Source organism: Bradyrhizobium vignae (genome assembly GCF_004114425.1).
Lineage (GTDB): Bacteria > Pseudomonadota > Alphaproteobacteria > Rhizobiales > Xanthobacteraceae > Bradyrhizobium > Bradyrhizobium vignae.
This window is the reverse complement of the sequence record NZ_RDQF01000040.1, coordinates 61,271-70,269: the sequence shown is the minus strand read 5'-3', so window position 1 is coordinate 70,269 and position 8,999 is coordinate 61,271. Positions and strand designations below refer to the sequence as shown.

Annotated in this window: 6 protein-coding genes; 3 read left to right on the top strand and 3 right to left on the bottom strand. The window is 64.8% G+C overall.

All coding sequences use genetic code 11. The features are described 5' to 3' along the window. Positions 1-670 precede the first annotated feature (670 nt). A complete protein-coding gene (locus tag EAV90_RS27475) occupies positions 671-3,133 on the top strand; it encodes a putative bifunctional diguanylate cyclase/phosphodiesterase (RefSeq protein ID WP_129145236.1) in 2,463 nt (820 codons plus the stop codon). Here the strand turns inward: EAV90_RS27475 and EAV90_RS27470 are convergent. From EAV90_RS27470 to thrS, 3 genes are all read right to left on the bottom strand, one after another. Next, the gene (locus EAV90_RS27470) at positions 3,119-4,387 is read right to left on the bottom strand and encodes a serine hydrolase domain-containing protein (protein ID WP_129145235.1); all 1,269 of its coding nucleotides are present in this window, start codon (positions 4,385-4,387) and stop codon (positions 3,119-3,121) included. The genes EAV90_RS27475 and EAV90_RS27470 overlap by 15 nt on opposite strands. A gap of 63 nt (positions 4,388-4,450) precedes the next feature. Beyond that, positions 4,451-5,014, bottom strand: coding sequence for a nitroreductase family protein (locus tag EAV90_RS27465; protein ID WP_162500224.1), 564 nt, complete (start codon positions 5,012-5,014; stop codon positions 4,451-4,453). 93 nt (positions 5,015-5,107) lie between these two features. Beyond that, positions 5,108-7,150, bottom strand: coding sequence for a threonine--tRNA ligase (gene thrS, locus EAV90_RS27460; RefSeq protein ID WP_129145234.1), 2,043 nt, complete (start codon positions 7,148-7,150; stop codon positions 5,108-5,110). A 185-nt stretch (positions 7,151-7,335) separates the two neighbouring features. Between thrS and EAV90_RS27455 the strand changes: the two genes are divergently transcribed. Both EAV90_RS27455 and EAV90_RS27450 read left to right on the top strand, forming a co-directional pair. Further along, positions 7,336-8,511 (top strand): MFS transporter, encoded by a 1,176-nt coding sequence (locus EAV90_RS27455; RefSeq protein ID WP_129145233.1) that lies wholly within the window; start codon positions 7,336-7,338, stop codon positions 8,509-8,511. 90 nt (positions 8,512-8,601) lie between these two features. Beyond that, complete coding sequence (locus EAV90_RS27450; protein WP_129145232.1) at positions 8,602-8,979, top strand: hypothetical protein; 378 nt, start codon at positions 8,602-8,604, stop codon at positions 8,977-8,979. Positions 8,980-8,999: the final 20 nt, after the last annotated feature.

Below are 8,999 nucleotides of genomic sequence, written 5' to 3'. Positions count from 1 at the left end.
CTGCGCAGCCCCGCCGAGCTGCGTAACCACTCTCGTCCAGTCCTCGTTCAGAAGCGATTCGTCTGCCATCCCGCCTTGGAATCACGTGTGATTCCAACACTCAAGAACAAACTTAACGCCTATGCGGTCCTCCCTGCGCCCTCTTTCAATTGAGGGTGAGGCGACGAAGCAAAGCTCGGGCGAGATGAGCCGCGAGGATGCGAAGGCGTGTCTGCAATTCAGATGCCGGCCGCAGAGCGACGCCGGCGCCACTTGCTCCGTCATTGCGCGGAGCGAAGCAATCCAGAGTCATTCCGCGGATGCATTTCTGGATTGCTTCGCTCCGCTCGCAATGACGATGTTGAGGCAGCTGTGCGCGACAAAATCCGCTCTCGTGCCCCGGACGCAGCGCAGCGCTCCTCTAGCGATGCGCTGCAGAGCGGGGCCCATGTTGCCGCGAGTTGCGCGGCCTGCTGGGTCCCGGCTCGGCGCCGCGACGCTTGCGCGCTGCGTCGCGCCCGGGACACGAGGGCATCGCCTTTGCACAACCGTCATAGTCTCTAACGCGCACTAACCAACACCCGACTTAAAACTGTCATAGTTGCCGAACCGACCCCGCGCCTGCGCGCTTTTTACAGGTCGTTAAGCGCGCCTGCATTGGATGCGCCGGGAAAGCGCGTTGGGGATTACGATGACTGCCGCGAAGCAGATGCCGGGGAAACCGGCCGCCGAAATGTTCGACGACATCCCGGTGCTTCAGCGCAAATGGCGCGCGGCGTTGAAGCCGGGCGAGCGGCTGCCGCGCTACGAGGACGTGATGCTCGGCAGCCTCGGGCGGCTCGCCGACCACATCGCGCTGTTGAAGCACGACGGTGCGCTCGAGCTGTCGCGCAGCGGCCGCTACGTGCAGAAATGGCTCGGCGAGGAGCGCTGGGACATTCCCGTCGCCGAGCTCTCGCCGGACTGTGCCACGGCGCTGTCGGAAGCGGCGGCGAGCGCGCTTGCGACCGGACGGCCGCACCAGGCGAGCGCGCATTGCGTGCGCGACGGCATGGTCAGGACCTACGATTTGCTGGCGCTGCCTACGTCCTCGCGCTGGGGCGCGACGCTGGTTGGCGTCTATGTCAACGAGCGCGGCGGGCAATACAATCTCCTCGACGCCATCTTTTCCTCGACCGACGACGCGGTGGTCTCGCTGGCGACGCTGCGCGATGCGGGCGGCAGGCCGTTCGATCTTCAGGTCGTGCATCACAACAGAAGCGCGGGCGAGCTGTTGAAGGTTGCGAGCGGAAGCCTGTTGTGGCGGCGGATCGGCGAGGGCAGCACGCTCCTGGCCTCGCCAGAGGTGATGGAATTCCTGCTCAAGGCCGTTTCGGGCGGCCGCGGCGAGCAGCTCGAGATCGAGAGCGAGGGGCGCTATCTCAGGCTCAGCGCCACCGCTTTCGCCGACGTGGTCTCGCTGACGATCTCCGATGTCACCGCGTTGAAGCGGCGCGATGCCTCGTTCCGTCTGCTGTTCGACAACAACCCGATGCCGATGTGGGTGTTCGACGCACAGACCAAGCAGTTCCTCAGCGTCAACGACGCCGCGGTCCAGCATTACGGCTACAGCCGCGCCACTTTCCTGCGCATGAAGCTGCACGAGATCTGGCCGGAGGACGAGTGGGACAGCCACGCCGAGGCGCTGGAGCGCGTCGGCGATGCCTATCACTCCTCGCGCAACTGGCGGCACTTGCGCGCCGACGGCAGCGAGATCGAGGTGCTCACCTTCGGCCGCCGCGTCGCCTTCGATGATCGCGACGGCTACCTGGTTGCGGTGGTCGACATCACCGAACGGCGCAAGGCCGAGGCCCGCATCGCCTATATGGCGCACCATGACGGGCTCACCGATCTGCCGAACCGCGCACACTTCCAGGAGCGCCTGAAGCAGGCGCTGGGCCAGGCCGGCGGAAAACGGGTCGGCGTGCTCTACATCGATCTCGACCTGTTCAAGAACATCAACGATTCCTTCGGCCATCCGGTGGGCGACCGCCTGCTGAAGCAGGTCGCCGAACGCCTGACCGCAGCGGTCCGCGGCGCCAATCTCGCGGCGCGGCTTGGCGGCGACGAGTTCGCCGTGATCCTGGCGGCCGACGTTTCGCCGAACGAGGCCAGCGCCTGCGCGAGCCTGCTGATCGACATGCTGAAGGCGCCTTATGATCTCGACGGGCAGGAGATGGTGATCGGCGCCAGCATCGGCATCGCGCTGTCGCCCGGCGACGGCACGACGCCGGAAGAGTTGATGCGCAATGCCGACATGGCGCTGTACCGGGCGAAATCCGAGGGCGGTGGCGTGCACCACTTCTTCGCGCGTGAGATGGACCTCCAGGCGCAGAGGCGCCGCGACATGGAGCTCGATCTGCGCCGCGCGTTCGCCAATGGCGAGTTCGAGCTGCACTATCAGCCGCTGGTGTCGATCGCCTCCGACCGCATCTCCGGCTTCGAGTCGCTGCTGCGCTGGCGTCATCCGGACAAGGGCATGATCTCGCCGGCGGAGTTCATCCCTGTTGCCGAGGATATTGGCTTCATCATCCAGCTCGGCGAATGGGTGCTGCGCGAAGCCTGCGCCGAGGCGGTCAAATGGCCTGTCGACGTCAAGGTCGCGGTCAATTTGTCGCCGGCGCAATTCCGCAGCCGCAACCTGGTTCAGGTGGTGATTTCGGCCCTGGCGCAGTCCGGCCTGTCGCCGAAGCGGCTCGAGCTCGAGATCACCGAATCGGTCTTTCTGGCCGAGACGGATGCCAATCTCGCCATCCTGCACCAGTTGCGCGAACTCGGCGTCGGCATTTCGATGGATGATTTCGGCACCGGCTATTCCAGCCTCAGCTATCTCCGCAGCTTTCCCTTCGACAAGATCAAGATCGACCGCTCCTTCGTCAAGGATCTGGCGCAGCGGCCCGACTGCAGTGCGATCGTGCGCGCGATCTCCGGGCTTGGCCGCAGCCTCAACATCACCACGACCGCGGAGGGCGTGGAGACCGAGGATCAGCTCGACTGGCTGCGCGCCGAAGGCTGCAACGAGGTGCAGGGATTTCTGTTCAGCGCTGCGCGGCCGGCAGCCGAGATCGGAAAGCTCCTGGCCGATTTCGCTCAGCGCACCTCACGGGCGGCGTAGTGCGGGCGGGTAACAGTCGTAGACCAGCGCCTTGAACGCGGGTGTGATGCGGCTGCGCTCGTTCTGGGTCTGCTGCATCATGAGGTAGACCATGTCGAGCTTGGGATCGACGCCGAAATAGGTGCCGCTCCCTGAGTCCCATTTCAATTCGCCGAGCGAGCCCGGCGGCGGTGGTTTCGCATTGCCGGGATCGGTCCGAACCGCAAGGCCGTAGCCATAGCCGAAGCCGTCGCCCGGGAAGTAGAAATAGTCGCGTCCGACACCGGAGCCCGGCCCGATGTGATCGGTCGTCATGGCCTTGAACGCGGCCGGGCTGAGATAGCGCCTGCCTGCGAACTCGCCGCCGTTGAGCAGCATCTGCGCGAAACGCTGATAGTCGGTGATGGTCGAAAGCAGGCCACCGCCGCCGGACTGCCATTCGGGATGATCGAGCCGCTCGCGCTCGCCGGCGAGCAGGATGAAATCGTTCGGCAGCGGCCGCGCCATCCGCGCAAGCTCGTCCTCCGTCGCGAGCGCGAATTTGGTGCTGCTCATGCCGAGCGGATCGAGGATGCGTGCCTTCAGGAATTCATACAGCGTCTGGCCCGAGATGATCTCGATGACGGCGCCGAGCACGTCGGTGGAATGGCCGTAGCGCCACAGCGTTCCCGGCTGCCGCGCCAACGGCAGCTTTGCGATGCGATCGGCGAATTCCCTGTTGTTGAACTGACCCTCGAAAATATTGGCGGCCTTGTAGGCCTGCTCGACCCATTTGCCGCCGATATAATCGTAGCTGATGCCCGAGGTGTGCCGCAGCAGATCCTCGATGTTGACGGGACGGACCGGTGGCACGAGGTCAAGCTCGAGCTTGCCGTCGGGTTCGGTGACCTCGAGGCCCACCTTGGTCTCGGCAAAGAGCGGGATGTATTTCGAGACGGGGTCGGTGAGCGCAAGCTTGCCTTCGTCGATCAGCATCATCGCGCCAAGGCACGTGATCGGCTTGGTCATCGAGTGGATCGCAAAGATCGTGTCCGGCGTCATGGCGAGGCCGGTTCTGGTGTCGCGCACGCCGAAGCACTTCAGATAGACCGGCTTGCCGTGCTGCTGGACCAGGATCACCGCGCCCGGCAGTCGGCCGCTTCCCACTTCGTTGTCGAAATACGCCGTGATGCGGTCGAGACCCTCGGACGAGGGGGCGGGAATATCGGCAGCACGGCTTCGCATCATCGAGCCGGCGAGCATCGCGGCCGCGACAAGAAATTCACGCCGTCTCATCCGGGCTTCCTCCCTCGGCGGGATCAAAGCCGCAGGATATTCAGACCGTCAACAAGCCTTCGATTAAAAACGCGTGACCTTTTCCGAAAGGCACGGTCGCGGACGGTCCTCGCTCGGTTTGGTCGGCGTGCCGATATGGACGAAGCCGGCAAGCTTCTCGTCCGGCTTGAGGCCGAGACCGTCAAGCACGTCACGATCGAAGGCAAACCAGCCGGTCAGCCAGCAGGCGCCGTAGCCGAGCGCGGTGGCGGCCGTGACGATGTTCATGGCGCTGGCGCCCGCCGACAATTCCTGCTCGAACGCCGGCACCTTGGGGTGTGGCCTGGTGAAGCTGACGATGCCGATCACCAGCGGCGCATCCATGAGGCGCTTGCGCTCGGTCTCGACGTCGGCGGCCGGCGCGCCGGGATTCTTGCGGGCAAAGACCCTCGCGATGACTTCGCCGGCGCGCTGGCGGGCATCGCCCTCGAAGATGATGAAACGCCAGGGCGCGAGCTTGCCGTGGTCGGGTACGCGCGCGCCGATGGTGAGGATCGTCTCGAGCTCGGCCGCCGACGGGCCGGGTCCGGTCATCTCGCGCGGCTTGACCGAGCGGCGTGTCTTCAGGAGTTCGATGGCGTCGGGCACTGCGATATCCTCTTCAACGGGTCGACGGGCGTGCCATGCCGAGATAGGCATGCACGCCCGCAACCGGAAGCGAGTTTAGATCGATTTCAGGGATCAGACGATGCCCCGTGCCCGCTTGACGTCGGGCGGGGTCGCCTCGTCGACGAGGGCGGCGATCGCCTCGGCCGTCGACATCACCTTCTGCCCGTCGCTGCCGAGGCGGCGAACCGAGACCGAATGCGTCTCGGCCTCCTTCTTGCCGACCACGAGCAGGGCCGGGATCTTGGCCAGCGAGTGCTCGCGGACCTTGTAGTTGATCTTTTCGTTGCGCAGGTCGATCTCGACCCGAAGCCCGGCGCGCCGCGCCTGTTCCAGCACCACCTTGGCGTACTCGTCGCCTTCCGAGGTGATGGTGGTGACCACTGCCTGCACCGGCGAGAGCCAGAGCGGGAAGTTGCCGGCATAGTGCTCGATCAGGATGCCGATGTAGCGCTCCATCGAGCCGCAGATCGCGCGGTGCACCATCACGGGCGGTTTCTTGCCGCCGTCATGGTCGATGTAGAACGCGCCGAACCGCTCCGGCAGGTTGAAGTCGACCTGCGTGGTGCCGCACTGCCAGTCGCGGCCGATGGCATCGCGCAGCACATATTCGAACTTCGGCCCGTAGAACGCACCTTCGCCCGGGTTGATCTCGGTCTTGATGTGATTGTTCTGCGACTGGATCTCGCGCAGCACGGTCGCCATCACGCGTTCGGCGTGATCCCACATCGCATCGGTGCCGACGCGCTTGTCGGGGCGGGTCGACAGCTTCACCGTGAGGTCGCCGGTGAAGCCGAAATCCGCGTAGGTCGACAGGATGAGATCGTTGATCTTCAGGCACTCCTCGGCGAGCTGGTCCTCGGTGCAGAAGATGTGTGCATCATCCTGGGTGAAGCCGCGCACGCGCATCAGGCCGTGCATGGCGCCGGAGGGCTCGTAGCGATGCACCACGCCGAACTCGGCGAGGCGCAGCGGCAGGTCGCGGTAGCTCTTCAGGCCATGCTTGAAGATCTGCACGTGGCCCGGGCAGTTCATCGGCTTCAGCGCAAACCAGCGCTTGTCCTCGGCCTCGTCGCCGGCCGACTGCGCCGCGAACATGTTCTCGCGGTACCAGCCCCAATGGCCCGAGGTCTCCCACAAGACCTTGTCGAGGATCTGCGGCGCGTTGACCTCGTTGTAGTCGCCGGTCAGGCGACGGCGCATATAGGCGATCAGCTGCTGGAAGATGGTCCAGCCCTTCGGGTGCCAGAACACGACGCCCGGACCTTCCTCCTGGAAGTGGAAGAGGTCGAGCTCGCGCCCGAGCTTGCGATGGTCGCGCTTCTCGGCTTCCTCGATCTGCTTCAGATAAGCGTCGAGGTCCTCCTGCTTGGCGAAGGCCGTGCCGTAGATGCGGGTCAGCATCGGGTTATTGCTGTCGCCACGCCAATAGGCGCCGGCCACCTTCATCAGCTTGAAGGCATTGCCGACCTTGCCGGTCGAGGTCATGTGCGGGCCGCGGCAGAGGTCGAACCAGTCGCCCTGGTAGTAGATCTTGATCGGCTCGTTGCCGGGAATGGCGTCGACCAGCTCGACCTTGAATGCCTCGCCCTTGTCGCGGAACACCTGCTTTGTCTTTTCGCGATCCCAAACCTCTTTGGTGAAGGGTTTGTCGCGCGCGATGATCTCGCGCATCTTCTTCTCGATCGCGGCAAAGTCTTCCGGCGTGAACGGCTCGTTGCGGAAGAAGTCGTAGTAGAAGCCGTTCTCGATCACCGGACCGATGGTGACCTGGGTGCCCGGCCACAGCGTCTGCACGGCTTCCGCCAGCACGTGCGCGCAGTCGTGGCGGATCAATTCGAGCGCGCGCGGATCGTCGCGGCCAACCAGCTCGATCTTCGCATCATTCTCGATGGGATCGTTGAGATCGGCGAGCGCGCCGTCGAGTGCCATCGCAACCGTGCGCTTGGCCAGCGACGGCGAGATGCCCTTGGCGATGTCGAGACCCGTGATGCCCTTGTCGAACTGGCGCTTCGCGCCGTCGGGGAAGGTGAGGGTGATCTTGGGAGCGGGGGTCACGGGCTTCAGATTGGACAGGCTGTACTGGAAGCCGGACTCGGATTTGGGCTGGTCGGTCATTGCTTTCTCCTGAGGCTCACTCCTGCGAACGAGCGCAGGTAAGCGGGAACGAGCGATATATCAGGCGATTCGGCCTGTGCAATCCGGCATTTCCAAGAAAGTGGCGCGCAAAAGCCGGGGCGGTGGGCCAACTATTTGGTGCCGAGCCCTTTAACTCGTCACATGCCGCCGCTACATGCGATTGCATGGAAAATGCCCCAGCCGCTGGCCGTTTTGCCCCCACCGCCCTGATGCTCGGCAATCTCGTCACCGGCTGCTCGGTTTTGGCGCCGGCGGGCATGCTGCCGGAATTGGCGACGGGGCTCGACGTCAGCGTCCATGCGGCCGGCCTCCTGATCACCTTCGGTGCCGTCACCCTGTGCATCGGCTCGCCGCTGACGGCCTGGCTCACCAGCCGTATCGAACGGCGAACGCTGCTTGCGACGACGCTGGCGGTGCTCGCCGCCGGCAATCTCGCCTCGGCCTTCGCAACCGACTACATCAGCCTCCTGATCATTCGTCTCGTGATGCTCGCGGTCGGCGCGCTCTATACGCCGCAGGCCGCCGGCACGGCAGCGCTGATCGTGCCGGCGGAGCGACGCGGTAGCACCATTGCGTACATTTTCCTCGGCTGGTCGTTGGCAGCCGCCATCGGCCTGCCGCTGATCACTTTCATCGCCAGTCGCTATGGCTGGCGCGCGGCCTATGGCGGCATCGGCGCGCTCGGCTGTATCAGCTTCCTGCTGCTGTTGCTGCGACTGCCGGCGGGCCTGAAGGGCGCACCAGTGGATCTGAAGACGTGGGCCGCCGTCGGCCGGAGCAGGACGATCCTGCTGCTGCTTGCGATCACGATGCTGCAAATGTCGGGACAATTCGTCGTGTTCACCTACATGGGCCCGCTGCTCAACAAGCTCACCGGCGCCGGTCCCGATGCGATCGGCATGGTGTTCGCGCTTTATGGCGTCTGCGGCTTCCTCGGCGTTGTCGTCGCGACCCGCATCGTCGACACTTCGGGGCCCTATCGCACCTCGCTGCTGTTCACCTGCCTGTTGCTTGCCGGGATGACCGGCTGGACGCTCGCCGCCGGCTCGCTCGTCTTGATGGCGGGCGGGGTCGCGATTTGGGGCCTTGGCTTCGCCTCGACCAATTCGATGCAACAGGTGCGGCTGGTCGCGGCCGCGCCGCCGCTGGCCTCGGCGACCGTCGCGCTCAATACCTCGGTCCTTTATATCGGCCAGGCGGTGGGCTCTGCCGTCGGCGGGCTGCTGTTTGCCCACGAGCTCCTGCATGCGCTCGGCTTCGTCGCGGTCGGCTTCGTCGTGCTGGCACTGATGCTGGTGGTGCTGACCCGGCCCCGGCCGGCGGCTGCCGCAACCGCCTGAACGCCGCGTTTCGTCTACGCAAGGCGCTTGGCAAACGGCGCGCGGGAGCGCTAGAAGGCCGTTCATGGGGATCAAAGAGAGTTGACCGAGATGAGGATGATTTTGGCGGTTGCCGCGGTGCTTTATTCAGCCTCCGCATTTGCGCAAACCGAGAAGCCACCGATGGTGGGGGACAAGCCGCTGGTGCAGGTCAAGCCCAAGGGGACCAAGGAGGCCGCAGCCAAGCCTGCCGCGGCAGCGAAGGGAAAGCCGCAATCGGTCGCCGTTCGGCTCCAGGCCTGCCTCGATATCGACGACGGCACCAAGGATCGCCTCAACTGCTACGACGCCGTGATCCCGCCGGCCCCGAAGCCGAAGCCGGCGAAGGCCAAGGGCTACGCCGATTGCCGCTTCTTCAAGGAAGAGGACGAGCGGCTGGCCTGCTTCAACGGCTTTGCCGAGAGCATTCCGAAGCTGCCCAAGAACTAGTATTCAACTTATCAGGCTAG

What these genes read in the sequence shown, in the direction of transcription:
- EAV90_RS27475 (WP_129145236.1), top strand. Translation starts at nt 671, where the DNA reads ATGACTGCCGCGAAGCAGATGCCGGGGAAACCGGCCGCCGAAATGTTC.
- EAV90_RS27470 (WP_129145235.1), bottom strand. Translation starts at nt 4,387, where the DNA reads ATGAGACGGCGTGAATTTCTTGTCGCGGCCGCGATGCTCGCCGGCTCG.
- thrS (WP_129145234.1), bottom strand. Translation starts at nt 7,150, where the DNA reads ATGACCGACCAGCCCAAATCCGAGTCCGGCTTCCAGTACAGCCTGTCC.
- EAV90_RS27455 (WP_129145233.1), top strand. Translation starts at nt 7,336, where the DNA reads ATGGAAAATGCCCCAGCCGCTGGCCGTTTTGCCCCCACCGCCCTGATG.
- EAV90_RS27450 (WP_129145232.1), top strand. Translation starts at nt 8,602, where the DNA reads ATGAGGATGATTTTGGCGGTTGCCGCGGTGCTTTATTCAGCCTCCGCA.